At 68.0% G+C, this 16,622-nt stretch carries 17 protein-coding genes; 15 read left to right on the forward strand and 2 right to left on the reverse strand.

Translation table 11 applies throughout. The features are described 5' to 3' along the window. Positions 1-82: 82 nt before the first annotated feature. A complete protein-coding gene (gene secA, locus OU998_RS01960) occupies positions 83-2,932 on the reverse strand; it encodes a preprotein translocase subunit SecA (protein WP_267515173.1) in 2,850 nt (949 codons plus the stop codon). A gap of 245 nt (positions 2,933-3,177) precedes the next feature. Between secA and OU998_RS01965 the strand changes: the two genes are divergently transcribed. From OU998_RS01965 to OU998_RS01990, 6 genes are read left to right on the forward strand one after another with little or no spacing between them, the layout of a single operon-like run. Continuing rightward, complete coding sequence (locus OU998_RS01965) at positions 3,178-4,128, forward strand: peptidylprolyl isomerase (RefSeq protein ID WP_267515174.1); 951 nt, start codon at positions 3,178-3,180, stop codon at positions 4,126-4,128. A 1-nt stretch (position 4,129) separates the two neighbouring features. Continuing rightward, positions 4,130-5,524: a bifunctional glutamate N-acetyltransferase/amino-acid acetyltransferase ArgJ gene (gene argJ, locus OU998_RS01970; protein ID WP_267515175.1), complete on the forward strand. Its 1,395-nt coding sequence runs from the start codon at positions 4,130-4,132 to the stop codon at positions 5,522-5,524. 20 nt (positions 5,525-5,544) lie between these two features. Beyond that, positions 5,545-5,772, forward strand: coding sequence for a hypothetical protein (locus OU998_RS01975; RefSeq protein WP_267515176.1), 228 nt, complete (start codon positions 5,545-5,547; stop codon positions 5,770-5,772). Beyond that, positions 5,762-6,058: a type II toxin-antitoxin system RelE/ParE family toxin gene (locus OU998_RS01980; protein WP_267515177.1), complete on the forward strand. Its 297-nt coding sequence runs from the start codon at positions 5,762-5,764 to the stop codon at positions 6,056-6,058. Before OU998_RS01975 ends, OU998_RS01980 begins: the two co-directional genes overlap by 11 nt. Beyond that, positions 6,055-6,465, forward strand: a complete 411-nt coding sequence (locus OU998_RS01985) for a (deoxy)nucleoside triphosphate pyrophosphohydrolase (protein WP_267515178.1) — start codon at positions 6,055-6,057, stop codon at positions 6,463-6,465. Before OU998_RS01980 ends, OU998_RS01985 begins: the two co-directional genes overlap by 4 nt. A 25-nt stretch (positions 6,466-6,490) precedes the next feature. Further along, on the forward strand, positions 6,491-6,667 hold the full coding sequence (locus OU998_RS01990) for a Flp family type IVb pilin (RefSeq protein ID WP_267515179.1): 177 nt from the start codon (positions 6,491-6,493) through the stop codon (positions 6,665-6,667). A 6-nt stretch (positions 6,668-6,673) separates the two neighbouring features. Here the strand turns inward: OU998_RS01990 and OU998_RS01995 are convergent, their stop codons facing one another. Continuing rightward, on the reverse strand, positions 6,674-7,567 hold the full coding sequence (locus OU998_RS01995; protein ID WP_267515180.1) for a class I SAM-dependent methyltransferase: 894 nt from the start codon (positions 7,565-7,567) through the stop codon (positions 6,674-6,676). Here OU998_RS01995 and OU998_RS02000 point away from each other — a divergent pair. The 9 genes from OU998_RS02000 to glnD all read left to right on the forward strand — a co-directional run bounded on the left by OU998_RS02000 (position 7,566) and on the right by glnD (position 16,513). After that, positions 7,566-8,360: a ComF family protein gene (locus OU998_RS02000; RefSeq protein WP_267515181.1), complete on the forward strand. Its 795-nt coding sequence runs from the start codon at positions 7,566-7,568 to the stop codon at positions 8,358-8,360. The genes OU998_RS01995 and OU998_RS02000 overlap by 2 nt on opposite strands. Before the next feature lie 63 nt (positions 8,361-8,423). Further along, positions 8,424-8,681: a glutaredoxin 3 gene (gene grxC, locus OU998_RS02005; RefSeq protein ID WP_267515182.1), complete on the forward strand. Its 258-nt coding sequence runs from the start codon at positions 8,424-8,426 to the stop codon at positions 8,679-8,681. Positions 8,682-8,685: 4 nt separating this feature from the next. Then, on the forward strand, positions 8,686-9,525 hold the full coding sequence (locus tag OU998_RS02010) for a carbon-nitrogen hydrolase family protein (RefSeq protein ID WP_267515183.1): 840 nt from the start codon (positions 8,686-8,688) through the stop codon (positions 9,523-9,525). Continuing rightward, positions 9,522-9,956, forward strand: coding sequence for a DUF1178 family protein (locus tag OU998_RS02015; RefSeq protein WP_267515184.1), 435 nt, complete (start codon positions 9,522-9,524; stop codon positions 9,954-9,956). The genes OU998_RS02010 and OU998_RS02015 overlap by 4 nt, the downstream gene beginning before the upstream one ends. A 1-nt stretch (position 9,957) precedes the next feature. Continuing rightward, the gene (locus OU998_RS02020; RefSeq protein ID WP_267515185.1) at positions 9,958-10,782 is read left to right on the forward strand and encodes an AraC family transcriptional regulator; all 825 of its coding nucleotides are present in this window, start codon (positions 9,958-9,960) and stop codon (positions 10,780-10,782) included. A 33-nt stretch (positions 10,783-10,815) separates the two neighbouring features. Then, on the forward strand, positions 10,816-11,292 hold the full coding sequence (locus tag OU998_RS02025; RefSeq protein WP_267515186.1) for a DUF6265 family protein: 477 nt from the start codon (positions 10,816-10,818) through the stop codon (positions 11,290-11,292). After that, the gene (locus OU998_RS02030; RefSeq protein WP_267515187.1) at positions 11,247-11,789 is read left to right on the forward strand and encodes a GNAT family N-acetyltransferase; all 543 of its coding nucleotides are present in this window, start codon (positions 11,247-11,249) and stop codon (positions 11,787-11,789) included. Before OU998_RS02025 ends, OU998_RS02030 begins: the two co-directional genes overlap by 46 nt. Positions 11,790-11,927: 138 nt before the next feature. Continuing rightward, positions 11,928-13,760, forward strand: a complete 1,833-nt coding sequence (typA, locus tag OU998_RS02035) for a translational GTPase TypA (RefSeq protein ID WP_267515188.1) — start codon at positions 11,928-11,930, stop codon at positions 13,758-13,760. 50 nt (positions 13,761-13,810) lie between these two features. Further along, positions 13,811-16,513: a [protein-PII] uridylyltransferase gene (gene glnD, locus OU998_RS02040; protein WP_267515189.1), complete on the forward strand. Its 2,703-nt coding sequence runs from the start codon at positions 13,811-13,813 to the stop codon at positions 16,511-16,513. The last annotated feature ends 109 nt before the right edge of the window (positions 16,514-16,622 follow it).

Genomic DNA, 16,622 nt, shown 5'->3' on the forward strand with positions numbered 1-16,622 from the left:
CGGATCGAAATCCGGGGCCGTTCTTCGTTTCCGTTAGTTCGGGGCGCTTAGACCAGCGCCCCCATTCTTGCAGTCGGGGCGCTTAGACCAGCGCCCCGTGGCAGTGTTTGAACTTACGGCCCGAGCCACAGGGGCAGGGCGAGTTGCGGCCGGTCATTTCCCAGCCGGGCGGCAGGGCTTCGACCGGCAGTTTGGAACGGTCGTCGCCGATCAGAGTCCCTTCGGGATTCTGGGCCGAAGGATTGGCCATCTCGTTTTCGCCGGTGCCGGGGTTCAGGTGGATTTCCTGGAACTCGGGCATTTCGGGCGGCGGCTGGAAGCGGAACTCGACCGTCATCAGCCAGCGGGTGACGTTGTGGCGCAGGTCGTACAGCAGGCTCTCGAACAGCGAGAAGGCCTCGGTCTTGTACTCGTTCAGCGGATCGCGCTGGCCATAGCCGCGCAGGCCGATGACGCCGCGCAGATGGTCCAGATGGACCAGGTGTTCGCGCCATTGCATGTCGATCATCTGAAGCATGAACTGCTTCTCGAGACCGCGGGTCTGGGCGGCGCCGATCTGTTCCAGGCGTTCGGCGGCGCGGGCGTCGGCGGCGGCCAGCAGGCGCTCTTCGATCTCTTCGTTGGACACGCCTTCCTCGGCGGCCCAGTCGTGCAGCGGCAGCTCCAGGCCCAGGGTGGTGCGGACCTTCTCGTCCAGGCCGTCGATGTCCCACTGTTCAGCATAGGCCTTGGGCGGCATGTAGCGTTCGACCAGGTCGGACACCACGTCGCGGCGGAAGTCGCCGACCAGTTCCGACAGGTCCTCGGAGTCCATGAACTCCTGGCGCTGCTCGAACACGGCCTTGCGCTGGTCGTTCACGACGTCGTCGTACTTCAGCAGGTTCTTGCGGATGTCGTAGTTGCGGGTCTCGACCCGCTTCTGGGCGGTTTCGATGGCGCGGTTCAGCCAGGGGTGGGTGATGGCCTCGCCCTCGGCCACGCCAAAGGTCTTCATGATCGAGTCCAGACGGTCGCCGGCGAAGATGCGCAGCAGGTCGTCCTCGCAGGACAGGTAGAATTTCGAGGTGCCGGGGTCGCCCTGGCGGCCGGTGCGGCCGCGCAGCTGGTTATCGATCCGGCGGCTCTCATGGCGTTCGGTGCCCAGGACGAACAGGCCGCCGGCGTCCAGCGCGATCTTCTTCTGAACGGCGATGTCGGCCTTGTACTGGATCTCCTGCGCCTGCTCCATCTCGTGGGTGACCTCGACGGCCATGTTGCGCTGTTCCAACAGCCACTTCTGCATCTTCATCTCGAGGTTGCCCCCGAGCTGAATGTCGGTGCCGCGGCCGGCCATGTTGGTGGCGATGGTCACCACGCCCGGCAGACCGGCGTCGGCGACGATATAGGCCTCCTGCTCGTGCTGGCGCGCGTTCAGGACGCTGTGCGGGATGCCGCGCAGCTTGGTTTCGTAGGTGATGTCATAGGCGGCGTCGCCGATCTTCTCGGCTTCCTTGGCCTTGCCTTCGTACTGCGGCTTCAGCTTGCGCGAGACCTCGACCTTGTATTCGTACTTGTTGAGCAGGTCCGACAGCTGTTCCGAACGCTCGATCGAGACGGTGCCGACCAGGATGGGCTGGCCCGCCAGGTGGCATTCGGCGATCTGTTTGGCGATGGCCTGGTTCTTTTCGGCGTGGGTCCGATAGACCTCGTCGTCATAGTCCTTGCGCTGGATCGGCCGGTTGGTCGGCACCTCCAGCACGTCCATCTTGTAGATGTCGCCGAACTCCTGGGCCTCGGTCGCGGCCGTGCCGGTCATGCCCGACAGCTTCTCGTACAGGCGGAAATAGTTCTGGATCGTCACCGAGGCCAGGGTCTGGTTCTCGGGCTGGATCTTGACGTCTTCCTTGGCCTCGATGGCCTGGTGCAGGCCTTCGGACAGGCGGCGGCCGGTCATCATACGGCCGGTGAATTCGTCGATCAGGACGATCTCGCCGCCCTTGATGATATAGTCCTTGTCGCGCTGATACAGGGTGTTGGCGCGCAGGGCCTGGTTGGCGTGGTGGACCAGGCTGATGTTGGCGGCGTCGTACAGGCCGGTGGTGTCGGCGGCGAAATGCCCGCCGCTTTCCAGCGCTTCTTCCATCCGTTCCGAGCCCAGCTCGGTCAGCAGGACCTGTTTCTGCTTCTCGTCGAGCTCGTAGGCGTCCTTGTCCTTGATCAGCTCTTTGATCAGGCCGTCCAGGATCTTGTAGAGGTCCGACCGGTCCTCGGTCGGGCCCGAGATGATCAGGGGGGTGCGCGCCTCGTCGATCAGGATGGAGTCGACTTCATCGACGATGGCGAAATTGTGCGGACGCTGCACCATCTCGCGCCGGTCATAGACCAGGTTGTCGCGCAGATAGTCGAAGCCGAACTCATTGTTGGTGCCGTAAGTCACGTCGGCGGCGTAGGCGGCCTGACGCTGGCCCTGGGACAGGCCGTTGACGATGACCCCGACCTCCAGACCCAGGAAACGATAGACCTTGCCCATGGTCTCGGCGTCGCGGCGGGCCAGATAGTCGTTGACGGTGATGACGTGCACGCCCTTGCCGGGCAGGGCGTTCAGATAGACGGGGGCCACGGCGACCAGGGTCTTGCCCTCGCCGGTCCGCATCTCGGCGATGCCGCCTTCGTGCAGGATCATGCCGCCGGCCAGCTGAACATCATACTGACGCTGGCCCAGCACCCGCTTGGACGCCTCGCGCACGACGGCGAAGGCCTCGGGCAGGATCTTGTCCAGGGTCTCGCCATTGGCCAGACGATCCCGGAAGGCGTCGGTCATCATCCGCAGCTCGTCGTCCGACAGGGCGGCGAACTTGGGCTCCAGCGCATTGATGCGCTGGGCGTGGTCCTGGAAAGCCTTGACCTTGCGGTCGTTGGAAGAGCCGAAAAGTTTCTTGGCGAAGCCGAGCATATTGGATCCGGTAAGCGGTCGAGCGTCTGCGAGCTGAGCGGCTCTGGAAATCCCGAGAAGGGCGGCGGTACGGACGCCGCGAGAGGGGCCCGAACCGATGGCGGCCCCGATGCGCCGGAACTGGCGCGCGCGAAGGGCCGCGCAGACGATCAAAACCCCTCGACTTGGGCGCAGGCGGGACTTAAGCACCGGCCTAACCCCTGTCAACGCGAGGGGCTTTCGGCCGCCTTCGACGGAGCCCTCTCTTGACCCCATTTCCGCGAGTTTCAGGCCTGTTTTCGATCGTGGTTCTGGCCGCAGTGCTGACGGTGTCCGCCTGTTCGCGGGGCGGCGGCGGAGATCAGGCGCCGGAACCCGGGGACCGCGCGGTGGCCAAGGTCCTGGACGAGACCGTCTGGGCCTCGGACGTGAAACGCGAGGCCGTGGCCCAAGGCCTGGTTGGCGAGGGCGAACCGCTGGACGTGACCTCGGATCTATTCCGCCGGGTTCTGGACGAGGTGATCGATCAGAAACTGCTGGCGCGCGAGGCGGAACGCCGTCGGCTGGACAGCTCACCTCTGGCGCAACGCCGCCTGGAAGCCACACGCGAAAGAATTCTGGGCGACATGCTGGTCGAGAGCGTCGTCAACGGCGCCATTTCTGACGAGGCGGTACAGACCCTGTACAATGAGCAGCTGCGCCTGGCGAAGACGTCGGAGGAGATCCGCGTCCGGCTGATATTGTCGCGGACCAAGCCCGAGGCCGACGCCGTCATCGGCATTCTGGCCCAGGGCGCCAGTTTCGAGGCCGTGGCCATGGAGCGGTCCGTGGACGAGGCCACACGGTTTTCCGGCGGGGATCTGGGCTATTCGACCCTGGACGTCATGCCCCAGGCCTATGCCGGGGCCCTGCGCGACCGACCGGCCGGTTCGACGGTCGGCCCGTTCCAAACCGAAGGCGGCTGGGCCGTGCTGCGGGTCGAGGACCGGCGCAAGGAAAGCCCGCCGACCCTGGAACAGGCGCGGCCGCAGATCGTCCGCTATCTGACCTATGAAGGCGTGCGGCAGTTGCTGGAGCAGTTGCGCGGCAAGGCCAAGGTCGATGTCCTGCTGTCGGGCGAGAGCGCCGGACAGGATCAGGAACCGGCTTCGGCCCAACCCCTTTCACCCGCCACCCCTTCCCCGCCCTCCGTTCCAGTTCCTGCTCCGGCCGCCTGACATGACCAAGACCCCCTCGACCACCGGCCAGAAGATCGAACAGGCGTTCGAAAAGGCGCTCGACCCCTTCGCCACGGCCCTGAAGCGCGCCACCCGCCCGGCCGAACCCGCCGCCGCGCCTGCCCCGGCCGCCGGCAAGCCAGGCCTGGCCATATCGCCCCTGGCCGTGCCCTTCCCGACCATTCCCCCCATCGGCGGGGTCGAGATCGCCACCGCCCGCGCCGGCTTCTACAAGCATGAACGCGACGATCTGGTGGTGTTCCGATTCGCGCGCGAGACCAGCTGCGCCGGGGTGTTCACCCGTCACAAGATCGGCTCGGCCCCGGTCGACTGGTGCAAGAAGGCGCTGGGCGGGGCCGAAGGCGGCAAGGACGTGCGGGCCCTGGTGGTCAACGCCGGCTGCGCCAACGCCTTCACCGGCAAGGCCGGCGCCGACGCCGCCCGGCGCGCCGCCTCGGAGGTCGCCAAACGGTTCGGCTGCCGCCAGCGCGACGTCATGCTGGCCTCGACCGGCGTTATCGGCGTGGTGCTGGACGAAAAGAAGATCGTGTCCAAACTGCCCGAGATCGAGGCGGGGCTGGACGCCGACATCCACCCGTCCGAACAGTGGGCGCGGGCCGGGCGCGGCATCATGACCACCGACACCTTCCCCAAGGGCTCCTACGCCGAGGCCGAGATCGAGGGCTACAAGGTCCGGATCGCCGGGATCGCCAAGGGATCGGGCATGATCGCGCCGGACATGGCGACGATGCTGGCCTTCATCGTCACCGACGCCGACATCCATCCGAACGTGCTTCAAGCGCTTCTGGGGCTGCACGTCCGTACCACCTTCAACAGCGTGACGGTGGACGGCGACACCTCGACCAATGACACGGCCCTGTTGTTCGCCACCGGCGCCTCGGGCGCGCCGCGGATCGGCCGGGTCGGCGACCGGCGCTTGAAGAGTTTCTCGGCCGCCCTGGACAAGGTGATGCTGGATCTGGCGCACCAGCTGGTGCGCGACGGCGAAGGCGCGACCAAGTTCGTCAAGGTGACGGTGGACGGCGCCGCCAGCCCCGCCTCGGCCCGCAAGCTGGCCAAGTCCATCGCCGACAGCCCCCTGGTCAAGACCGCCATCGCCGGCCAGGACGCCAACTGGGGCCGGGTCGTCATGGCCGTGGGCAAGACCGAGGAGCCGGTGGACCGCGACCGTCTGGCGATCAAATTCGGTCCGCACCAGGCCGCCATCGACGGCGCCCCGTCCCCGACCTACGACGAGGCCAAGATGACCGCCTATATGAAGAACCCCGAGATCGACATCACCGTCGATGTCGGCGCGGGCCGCGCCTCGGCCACGGTTTGGACCTGCGACCTGACCAAGGGCTATATCGAGATCAACGGCGATTATCGCAGCTGATTTCGTGGTAAGGTGAGGGCATGAGCGCGAAGCCGAAGCTATTCGATCCCTATGCTCGCATGGACGGGCCGATGGTCAGCCAGCAACTGATCGACGACCTGCGCGGCCCCTCGCCTTCGGCGGAGGCCATGGCCTGGGTCGCACGATCCCTTGAGGACGCCGAGGCGGCGCCCGCGCGAGCCGCCACAGAAGTGTTGGCCGATCTTGATCGATTGATTGACGGAGTCGAAGCCGAACGTGGGCGTTGACGTCCGACTTTCGGCAAGGGCGCAGGCTCAACTCGCCGATTTGATGGCTTCGATCGCCCAGGAAAGCCCTACGGGGGCTCGCAGGCTGCGCGGCGCCTTAGGTCAGCTGCTTGATCGTATCGGCGAATATCCAGAAAGTTGTCCTGCCGTCGGCGGCGATCCAACACTGCGCATGGGGCTGGCGGCGCGCCGCCTTCATCTTCTCTACCAGATCCGCGACGACGGCCTCTTGGTGCTGGACGTCGTCTATGCGGGTTACGACCTACGAAAGCTGTTCGACGAATGACTGAAGCCATCCCCACCGTCCTCGTCGTCGCCGTCGCCCTGATCGATGTGGACGGGCGGGTGCTGATCGCCAAACGGCCTGAGGGCAAGAAGTTGGCCGGCCTGTGGGAGTTTCCGGGCGGCAAGGTCGAGCCGGGCGAGCGGCCGGAAGCGGCCCTGATCCGCGAACTGCGCGAGGAACTGGGCATAGAGGTCAGCGAGAGTTGCCTGGCGCCCTTCGTCTTCGCCAGCCACGCTTACGATTCCTTTCACCTGTTGATGCCATTGTATCTGTGCCGACGCTGGGACGGCGTGGTCACCGCGCGTGAGCACGACGGCCTGGCCTGGGTGAAGCCGGAACGGCTGTCGGACTATCCGATGCCGCCGGCCGACGAACCCCTGGTCGCCTGGTTGCGCGACCTGCTCTGATCACCGCCGACCAGGGAGGCCGGCCATGAATTTCATCGCTCGTTTCCTGGCCGACGACGACGGCGCCACCGCCATCGAATACGGCCTGATCTGCGCCCTGATCGTTCTGGTCATCATCAGCGGCCTGGCCGCCATCGGCGGATCGAACGAGGGCAGCTACAGCCGGACGATGCAGAAGATTTCCGACGCCTTGAAGGCCTGATCGGCCTCAGTCGATCTCGTCGCCCGTCATCTCCTTCACGCCCAGGGCGTCCGCCAACCGGACCTTGGCCGAGCCCCGCGCCATGGGCTTCTGCTGGCTTTCGTGCGGCTTCCAGCCGGCCAGATGGATGATCTCGAAGGTGGCGGGGATGCGGCCGTCGGCGTCGGCGTGACGTTCAGCGTAAAGGCGCGCGGCGCGGGCGATCACGGCCCGGCTCAAAGGTCGGATGGGGCCGTGCAGCACATTGGTCTCGCCCATCGCGCGCAGGTCGCGGACCAGGGCGAACAGGTCGGGATAGCGGACGGTGAACCGGTCCACGTCGGACACCGGCAGGGCGAAGCCGGCGCGCTGCAACAGGGCCGCCCCGTCATAGCCGTCGGCAAAGGGCGAGACCCGCGCCTGGGCGCCGCCGCGCTCGGCCAGTTCCGCCTCGGTCAGGACGGAGCGCAACTCTTTCAGTGTGCCCGCCCCGAACAGGGTGCCGATGAACAGGCCGTCCGGCTTCAGCGCACGCCGGATCTGGGCCAGGGCGCCGGGCAGGTCGTTGGCCCAGTGCAGGCTGAGCAGGGAGACGATCAGATCGGTCGATCCGTCCGCCAGCGGCAGGGCGGCGGCGCCCGGCGCGGCGCGCTCGGCGCGGCCGGTCGGTGCAGAGAGCGCACCCACCCGCCCGACCGCGTCGCTGGCCGCCAAGGCCTGGGCGAAGGGGCCGGAGTGGGCCGAAAGGTCGACCGCGACCGGAAACTCGCGCAGGATGGCCTCCAGGCTGCCCGCCGCATTCTCGGCCGCCCGGACGTGCAGAAAGTCGGCCTGGCCCAGTCGATCAGCGGCGCGGGCCAGGCGGGCTTCTCGCCGGCGGGCGTCAAAAATGCGGGGCGGGACTTCGGGGGAGGCGGTCATGGATGTGCAGGATGGGGGTTGGCGGCGCGCCTGGGAAGGGGCGGGGCGTCAGATGCGCCATATGGGGCGTGGTCTGGCCGATCTGATCCTGCCGCCCCTGGCCCATGACAGCCGCGAGGCGACGGCCGCCGCGGGCCTGACCCCCGACGCCTGGAGCCGGATCAAATTCCTCGAGGCGCCGGTCTGCGACGGCTGCGGCGCGGCCTTCGAATTCGACGGCGGGGCCTTCGCCGAGACCCGCTGCGCCGCCTGTATCGCCCAGCCCTATCTGTTCCAGCGCGCGCGGGCCGCCTGCCTGTATGACGACCATTCGCGCGGCCTGATCCTGCGGTTCAAACACGGCGACCAGCAGCAGTTCGCCCCCCTGTTCGCGCGCTGGATCGGCCGGGCCGCGGCCGATCTGGTCCAGGAGGCCGACGCCGTGGTTCCCGTGCCCCTGCACCCGTTCCGCCTGCTGTCACGACGGTTCAACCAGGCCGCCGAGATCGCCCGCCCCCTGGCCCGCCAGGCCCGGCTGGACTATCTGCCCGACGCCCTGGTCCGCACCAGCCACACCGACAGCCAGGGCGGCAAGAGCCGGCGTGGGCGGCGGCTGAACGTGAAAAAAGCCTTCGCCATCACCGAGGCCGGGCGTCGGCGGATCAAGGGACGGCGCATCCTTCTGATCGACGACGTGTTGACCACAGGCGCGACCGGCGAGGCCTGCGCCCGCGCCCTGATCGCGGCCGGCGCGCGGGGCGTCGATCTGGCCGTCATCGCACGGGTGCGAAACGCCCGTGAACTGACTATGTAGGCCCTATCGCTCCCCGCGCGGCGGCTCGCTGCTTGAGGGAGACCTTCTATCTGGAGTTCTGATTTGGCCGAAGTCGTCATCTACACCAAGCCCGGCTGCCCCTACTGCTACAGCGCCATGGCCCTGCTGAAGAAGAAGGGCGCCGACTATACCGAGATCGTCGCCTCCAACGACCCAGCCAAGAAGGCTGAGATGGTCGAAAAGTCCGGCGGCCGCATGACCTTCCCGCAGATCTTCATCGACGGCGCCCACGTCGGCGGCTCGGACGACATCCACGCGCTTGACCGGGACGGCAAGCTCGACCCGCTGCTGGCGGCCTGACCTGATGAGCGGCGGGCTCGACGTCGCCCTGATCCAGACCCGCACGCCGGCGACGGCGCAGGCGGCGCTGGCGCATGTCGAGCCCCTGATCCGAGAGGCGGCGGCCGGAGGGGCGAAATTCATTCTGACGCCCGAAGGGACCAATGTCCTAGAACAGCGCCGCGACCGACGTGACGCCGTGATCACCGAAGAGACGGCCGATGTCGCCGTCCTGGGCCTGCGACGGCTGGCGGCGGAACTGGGGGTCTGGCTGCTGATCGGCTCGGCCATCGTCAAGTCGGGCCATGCCGGCGATGCGCGGGCGGCCAACCGGTCGCTGCTGGTCGATGCGTCCGGCGGGATCGTGGCCCGCTACGACAAGCTGCACGTCTTCGACGTCGATCTGCCGAACGGCGACAAATACCGCGAAAGCGCGACGGTGCGGCCCGGCGACGGGGCGGCGGTGGCCGACACCCCCTGGGGCCGGCTGGGCCTGACCATCTGCTACGACATCCGTTTCCCCCACCTGCACCGCCAGCTGGCCAAGGCCGGGGCGTCGATGATCGCCGTGCCCGCCGCCTTTACGGCCCCGACGGGCGAGGCCCATTGGGAGACCCTGTTGCGCGCCCGCGCCATCGAGACCGGCGCCTTCGTCCTGGCCCCGGCCCAGGGCGGGCTGCACGAGGACGGTCGCCGCACCTGGGGCCGTTCGACCGTGGTCGGGCCCTGGGGCGAGATCCTGGCCAAGGCGGATCACGACGACCCTTGCATCCTAACGGCAAAGCTGGACATGGAGACGGTGGCCAAGGCCCGCGCCGCGGTGCCCGCCCTGACCCATGACCGCGACTTCCAGCCCGCACAATGATCCGCTACGCTCTGAAATGCGACCAGACCCACGGCTTTGAAGCCTGGTTCGGCTCGTCGTCCGACTATGACGACCAGGCGGCGCGCGGCCTTGTGGAATGTCCCTTCTGCGGCTCCCGCTCGGTCGAAAAGGCCGTGATGGCTCCGGCCGTCAGCGGGGCGCGCAAGTCGGAGCCGGGGTCCGACATCGCTGAGAAGATGCAGACCGTCATGATGGCGGCGGCACAGCAGGTCCGCGCCCATGTCGAGGCCAATTTCGACTATGTCGGCGACAGTTTCGCCCGCGAGGCCCGCGACATCCACGAAGGCAAGTCCGAGAAGCGCGAGATCTATGGCGAGGCCACGCCCGCCGAGGTGAAGAAGCTGAAGGAGGACGGCGTGCCCGTCGCCGCCCTGCCCGCCCCGCCGCCGGACCCGTCCAAGGTCAACTGAGGTGGCCTCGGGGGAGGAGCGGTATCAGGAGTTCGCGCCGCCGCCGGCGCTGCGGCCCTTCGTCCGCGTCATCTGGACCTACGCCGCCCCCGATCCGACGCCGACGATCCAGCGCATCGCCCCCGACGGCTGCCCCGAACTGGTGTTCGACATCGGCGCCCCCTATGCCGAGCAAGGCGAGGACGGCGCATTCCGCCTACAGCCGTCGGCCCTGTTCGCCGGCCAGATGACCCGGCCCCTGGCCATGAAGCCGACCGGGCCGACCGAACTGGTCTCCGTCCGCTTCGAACCCGACGGGGCGCGGGATTTTCTGGGTCGGCCGTTGAACGAGGCGACCGACCGACGACTGAACATGGTCGAACGTCTAGCCGGGTTCGATCCGCCGCCGGGCGATCCGGCGGGTCAGGCGGAGGCCTTCGCCGCCTGGCTGACCCACCAGAAGCAGCACGCGGACTGGATGATCGACCCGATGGTTCGCGCCGAGATCGATGAGGCCGCCGCCGAGCGCCCTGCGCCGCCTCGGTCGCCTGGCGAGCAACGCGCGCTTCAGCGGCGCTTCGCCGACCGGGTCGGGATCTCGCCCCGCCTGCTGCGTTCGATTTTCCGCTTTCGCCGGGTGTTCGACCACGCGGCCCAGCCGGACGGCGAGACCGAGGGCTGGCTAGAGGCGGGGCTGGAGGCCGGCTATTTCGACCAGCCGCAGATGGCGCGCGACTTCCGCCGCTTCCTGGGCTGCACGGCCACCGACTGGGCGCGGGAGCAGCAGGCCCTGGCCCGGGCCATCGCGTCGCAAACCTACAAGCCATCGGGACCGCATCCCGCCTAGCCTGTCGCTATCGACCGGAGAGGGAAACCGACCATGCTGACCCCGCTGCTTCTCGCCGCCGCCCTTCAGGCGGCCCCCGCCACCGACCTGCGCCCCGACCTGGGCTGGATGGCCGGCTACTGGCTGTCCTGCGAACCGGGCCGCGAAGTGTCCGAGACCTGGACCGACCCGCGCCTGAACCTGATGCTGGGCGCCGCCCTGACCGTTCGCAGCGGCCGGGCGGGGTGGGAGCTGTCGCGCATCGCCCCGGTCGATCCGACCCCGGCCGCCCCGCTGGCCTATTTCGCCCAGCCGGAAGGCCAACCGCCGGCCGTGTTTCCAGTCGTCGCCTCGGGCCCGAGCCGCGTGGTTTTCGAACAGGCGTCCGACGACGACTTTCCCAAACGCGTCGTCTATGAACGGGACGGCGATGTCCTGAACGCCCGGATCGAAGGCGTGCTGGACGGTCAGGAAAGGATCATCCGATGGCGCTTCCAGAAGGCGGAGCTGAACGCGCGCTGCCCCAGCTAGACTGGCGGCCCATGCGGCCGGCCGACATCGAGGCCGTGGTCGAGGTGGCCCGCCTGTCGTTTCCCGATCATTTCGAGGACCGGGCCTGTTTCCAGAACCGGCTGGCCCTGTATCCGCGCGGCTGTTTCGTGCTGGCGGACGGCGACGCCCCGGCCAAGGGCTATCTGATCGCCTATCCGTGGCGCGCCGACAGCGCGCCGCCGTTGAACACGGTGATCGAGGGCCTGCCGGCCGAGCCCGCCCTGATCTATCTTCACGACCTGGCCCTGCACCCCCAGACGCGGGGCGGCGGAGCCACGCGCGCCGTCGTCGAGCGACTGGCCGATCAGGCGGCCGAGGACGGCTGGCCCGCCGTCGCCCTGGTCGCGGTCAACGACGCGGTGGATTTCTGGTCCCGCCACGGCTTTGCGGAACGCGAAACCCCCGGCATAGCGGCGAAGCTGGCCAGCTACGGCGCCGACGCCCGCTATATGATGCGTGACCTCCAGGACGCTTAAGGCGCGCTTGATCCGGGGCGTCTGAACGCCTGCTCTGGTCTTTCCGTCCACATGCTTGTATGAGGCGCGCGCTCCCTGCATGCCTTTTCATGACCAGCGGCCGCCTGCATCCCGGCCGCGCCTTTTCGCGATTATCAAATGAACCTGCGCAACGTCGCCATCATCGCCCACGTCGACCATGGCAAGACCACCCTGGTGGACCAACTGCTCGCCCAGTCCGGCGTCTTCCGAGCCAATGAGGCGACCACCGAGCGCGCCATGGACTCCAACGACCAGGAGAAGGAACGCGGCATCACCATCCTGGCCAAGTGCACCTCGGTGCTTTGGAACGGCAAGGCCGGTGAAACCCGCATCAACATCATCGACACCCCCGGCCACGCCGACTTCGGCGGCGAAGTCGAGCGCATCCTCGGCATGGTGGACGGCTGCGTCATCCTGGTGGACGCCGAAGAGGGCGTCATGCCCCAGACCAAGTTCGTCCTGACCAAGGCCCTGAAGATGGGCCTGCGTCCGATCCTGTGCATCAACAAGGTTGACCGCGCCCACGCCGATCCGGACCGCGTCCACAACGAAACCTTCGACCTGTTCGCCGCCATCGGCGCGACGGACGAGCAGCTGGACTTCCCCCACATCTACGCCTCGGGCCGCAACGGCTGGGCGACGATGGATCTGAACCAGCCCAACGACAACCTGGCCCCGCTGTTCGACCTGATCGTTGATCACGTCCCGCCGCCGAAGGTTCAGGAAAACAAAGACAAGCCGTTCCAGATGCTGAACGTGCTGATCGAGTCCGACCCCTTCCTGGGCCGGATCCTGACCGGCCGCATCGAGAGCGGCAAGGCCGTCCCCGGCATGGCGATCCACGCCCTGGACCGCGAAGGCAAGGAAATCGAGCGCGGCCGCATCACCAAGGTCCTGGCCTTCCGCGGTCTGAAGCGGACAGCCCTGGACGAGGGTTCGGAAGCAGGCGACATCGTCGCCATCGCCGGCATGTCCAAGGCCACCGTGGCCGACACCCTGTGCGCCATCGAAGTCGTCGACGCGCTTCCCGCTCAACCCATCGATCCGCCGACCATCTCCATGACCGTCTCGGTCAATGACAGCCCCCTGGCCGGCCGCGAAGGCGACAAGGTTCAGTCGCGCGTCATCCGTGACCGTCTGTTGAAGGAAGCCGAGGCCAACGTCGCCATCCGCGTCACAACCACTGAAGGCGGCGACGCCTATGAAGTGGCCGGCCGTGGCGAACTGCAGCTGGGCGTTCTGATCGAAAACATGCGTCGCGAAGGCTTCGAGGTCTCGATCTCGCGTCCGCGCGTGGTCTTCCAGGAAGGCCCCAACGGCGAGAAGATGGAGCCCATCGAAGACGTCATGATCGACGTGGACGACGAGTTCTCGGGCATCGTCATCGAAAAGCTGTCGGCCCGTAAGGCCGAAATGACCGACATGGGTCCGTCCGGCGCCGGCAAGACCCGCATCAGCCTGAAATGCCCGTCGCGCTCGCTGATCGGCTATCAGGGCGAGTTCCTGACCGACACGCGCGGTTCGGGCGTGCTGAACCGGGTCTTCAGCCACTACGAAGACTACAAGGGCGCGATCGCCGGCCGTCTGAAGGGCGTGCTGATCTCGAACTCGGACGGCGACACGGCGGCCTTCGCCTTGTGGAACCTGGAAGATCGCGGCGTCATGTTCGTCGGCGCCGGCGAGAAGACCTATCAGGGCATGATCATCGGCGAGAACGCGCGCTGGGACGACCTGGACGTCAACCCGATCAAGGGCAAGCAACTGACCAACGTCCGCGCCTCCGGCAAGGACGAGGCCGTGCGCCTGACCCCGCCGCGCCAGATGTCGCTGGAACAGGCCATCGCCTATATCGACGACGATGAGCTGGTCGAGGTGACGCCGAAGTCCATCCGCCTGCGCAAGCAGACCCTGAACCCGTCGTTCCGCAAGAAGCGCGTTCGTCCGGAGTAATTACCGTCGTTCACGGACGCGAAGGGGGATGTGGCCTATAGAAGGCTGACATGACCGTTTCGCCCAGTCTGGATGACCGCCTTGACGAGGCCGCCCGCGCGGGAGATCCGCGCGCGGCGGTCGCGTCCGTTTTGCGCGACAGTTTCGACGCCGCCCGCGCCCGCGCCGAGCGCAAGCTGGACGGGGGCATGAAGGGGCGCGAGGTCGCCCGCCTGTACGCCACGGCCGCCGACGACATGCTGGCCGCCCTGTGGCGGGTCGCGACCCAGGTGCTGTTCCCCGTCTCGGCCGTCGAGAGCGAACGCCTGTCCCTGGTGGCGGTCGGGGGCTATGGCCGGGGCGTTCTGGCGCCCTTTTCCGATCTGGACCTGCTGTTCCTGCGGCCCGCCAAAGCCACCCCGCGCGGCGGGGCCGTGGTCGAGTTCGTCCTCTATGTGCTGTGGGACCTAGGCATAAAGGTCGGGCCGGCCGTGCGATCGGTCGAGGAATGCCTGACCCTGGGGCGCACCGACATGACGGTGCGGACCACCCTGCTGGAGGCCCGGCATCTGGCCGGCGACGAGCGGCTGTCGGACCTGATGATCGGCCGGTTCCGCGACATGGTGGCCAAGGCCGACCCCCGCGCCTTCATCGCCGCCAAGCTGGAGGAACGCGCCGCCCGCCACCAGAAGGCGGGCGTGACCCGCTACAAGGTCGAGCCCAACGTCAAGGACGGCAAGGGCGGTTTGCGCGACCTCAACACCCTGTACTGGATCGCCCGATCCCTGGCGCCCGACAGCCGGCTGGGCGCGACGGTGATGGACGAACTGTTCACCCCGCGCGAGCGACGCGCCTCCGACGACGCCTTCGACTTCCTGTGGCGGGTGCGGATCCATCTGCACCTGGTCGCCGGACGGGCGGAGGAGAAGCTGACCTTCGACATGCAGCCCGAGGTCGCGCGGCGGATGGGCTGGCAGGGGCGCGGCGACGAACCGGCGGTGGAGCGGTTCATGCGCCGCTATTTCCTGATCGCGCGCGACGTCGGCGCCCTGACGCGGGCCATGTCGGCCAAGCTGGAGGCCCGGCACCAGAAGACGGCCCAGGGCCTGTCGCGCCTGATGATCCCGTTCCGGACCAACCGCCGCAAGCTGGAGATCGCAGGCTTCTGGGTCGATCAGGGCCGGCTGTCGGTCGAGGACGCATCGGTGTTCGAGCGCGATCCGGTCAAGCTGCTAAGCCTGTTCGTCTATGCCGACCGGCACGATCTGGACCTGCACCCCGACGCCTTCTCGGCCGTGACCCGGTCCCTGTCGCTGGTGACGCCCCGGCTGCGGCGTGACCCGGAGGCGACGCGGGCCTTCCTCAGCGTGCTCGCTCATGGCCAGAGGCCGTATCGCACCCTGACCCTCATGAACGAGACGGGCCTGTTGGGGCGGTTCCTGCCCGAATGGGGGCGGATCGTCGGCCAGACCCAGTTCAACATGTACCACGCCTATACGGTGGACGAGCACACGCTCCAGGCCATCGGCTTCATCAACGACATCGCCCGGGGCAAGCTGAAGACCGACCACCCGATGGCGTCGGAGATCGTGCACCTGATCTCGGACATGGAAGCCCTGATGCTGGGCATGCTGCTGCACGACGTCGGCAAGGGGGGCGAGCGGGGGCAGTTGGAGGATGGCGCCATCGCCGCGCGCCGGGCCTGCGAACGGCTGGGCGTCGATCCGCGCCGCATCGAACTGGTGGTCTGGCTGGTGCGCAGCCACCTGGCCCTGTCCGACTACGCCCAGAAGCGCGACCTGTCCGATCCGGCCACCATCCGCGCCTTCGCCGAACTGGTCGGCGATCCGGAACGCTTACGCATGCTGCTGGTCCTGACCGTCGCCGATATCCGCGCCGTGGGGCCGGGGGTGTGGAACGGCTGGAAGGGTCAGCTGATGCGCACCCTGTATGATCAGGTCGCGGCCCTGTTCCGGGGCGAGGACGTGGCGCGCGCGGATCCGCTGGCGGCCCATCCGGCCCTGGTCCAGCGGGCGCGCCAGACCGGCGCCGCCGCCGAGGCCGCGCCCTTGACCCCGGTCGAGGGCCTGCCGGTCCAGGCCACCGAAATCTCCATCGCCGCCCTCGACCGGCCCGGCCTGTTCGCCGACCTGGCCCAGACCATGGCCGCCCTGGGCGCCGACGTCAGCGACGCCCGGGTGGCGACGACGACCGAAGGCTTGGTGCTGGACGTGTTCCGGGTTCAGGACGGGGCGGGCCTGCCCTATGGCCAGGCTGAACCGCGCCGGCTCAAGGCCCTGACCGAGGCGCTGGAAAAGGCCGCGCGCGGCGAAGGCCGTATCGGCAAGGCCCCCGCCCCCGCCGGCAACGCCCGAAAAGCCGCCTTCGAGGTCCGGCCCGTGGTCATGGTCGATCACCACGCCAGCGAGACCGCCACCCTGGTCGAGGTCTCGGGCGCCGACCGGCCGGGCCTGCTGGCGGCCCTGTCGCGGGTCTTCAACGACGAGGGCCTGAACATCCGCTCGGCCCATGTCGCCAGCTATGGCGAACGGGCGGTGGACAGCTTCTATGTAGTGGACGGCAAGGGCCGCAAGATCACCTCCGAACAGCGGATCGCCGAGCTTCGCGCCGCGCTGGAAGCCGTGCTGGACAGCCGCGCCCCGGCCCCCGAGGGTCGCAAGGTCGCCTCGGCCCGCGCCAGCGCCCGCGACGTCTCGGACCTGGGGCGCCGGACCCGCGCCAAGCCCGTATCGCCGCCGACGGAAGCGCGCTAAGCGAGACAAGACATCCGCTCATCCCCGCGAAAGCGGGGACCCAGATCTTTGGGCGATCCGGTCTTTCCAGCATCGACGTCGTCGGTCCCGGACAGGCTTGCGCTGCGAA

The organism is Brevundimonas sp. SL130 (genome assembly GCF_026625805.1).
In the GTDB taxonomy this organism is placed as follows: domain Bacteria; phylum Pseudomonadota; class Alphaproteobacteria; order Caulobacterales; family Caulobacteraceae; genus Brevundimonas.

Coding starts and splice junctions, on each gene's coding strand:
- secA (WP_267515173.1), bottom strand. CDS start 2,932: ATGCTCGGCTTCGCCAAGAAACTTTTCGGCTCTTCCAACGACCGCAAG.
- argJ (WP_267515175.1), top strand. CDS start 4,130: ATGACCAAGACCCCCTCGACCACCGGCCAGAAGATCGAACAGGCGTTC.
- OU998_RS01975 (WP_267515176.1), top strand. CDS start 5,545: ATGAGCGCGAAGCCGAAGCTATTCGATCCCTATGCTCGCATGGACGGG.
- OU998_RS01985 (WP_267515178.1), top strand. CDS start 6,055: ATGACTGAAGCCATCCCCACCGTCCTCGTCGTCGCCGTCGCCCTGATC.
- OU998_RS01990 (WP_267515179.1), top strand. CDS start 6,491: ATGAATTTCATCGCTCGTTTCCTGGCCGACGACGACGGCGCCACCGCC.
- OU998_RS02000 (WP_267515181.1), top strand. CDS start 7,566: ATGGATGTGCAGGATGGGGGTTGGCGGCGCGCCTGGGAAGGGGCGGGG.
- OU998_RS01995 (WP_267515180.1), bottom strand. CDS start 7,567: ATGACCGCCTCCCCCGAAGTCCCGCCCCGCATTTTTGACGCCCGCCGG.
- OU998_RS02010 (WP_267515183.1), top strand. CDS start 8,686: ATGAGCGGCGGGCTCGACGTCGCCCTGATCCAGACCCGCACGCCGGCG.
- OU998_RS02015 (WP_267515184.1), top strand. CDS start 9,522: ATGATCCGCTACGCTCTGAAATGCGACCAGACCCACGGCTTTGAAGCC.
- OU998_RS02025 (WP_267515186.1), top strand. CDS start 10,816: ATGCTGACCCCGCTGCTTCTCGCCGCCGCCCTTCAGGCGGCCCCCGCC.
- OU998_RS02030 (WP_267515187.1), top strand. CDS start 11,247: ATGGCGCTTCCAGAAGGCGGAGCTGAACGCGCGCTGCCCCAGCTAGAC.
- typA (WP_267515188.1), top strand. CDS start 11,928: ATGAACCTGCGCAACGTCGCCATCATCGCCCACGTCGACCATGGCAAG.
- glnD (WP_267515189.1), top strand. CDS start 13,811: ATGACCGTTTCGCCCAGTCTGGATGACCGCCTTGACGAGGCCGCCCGC.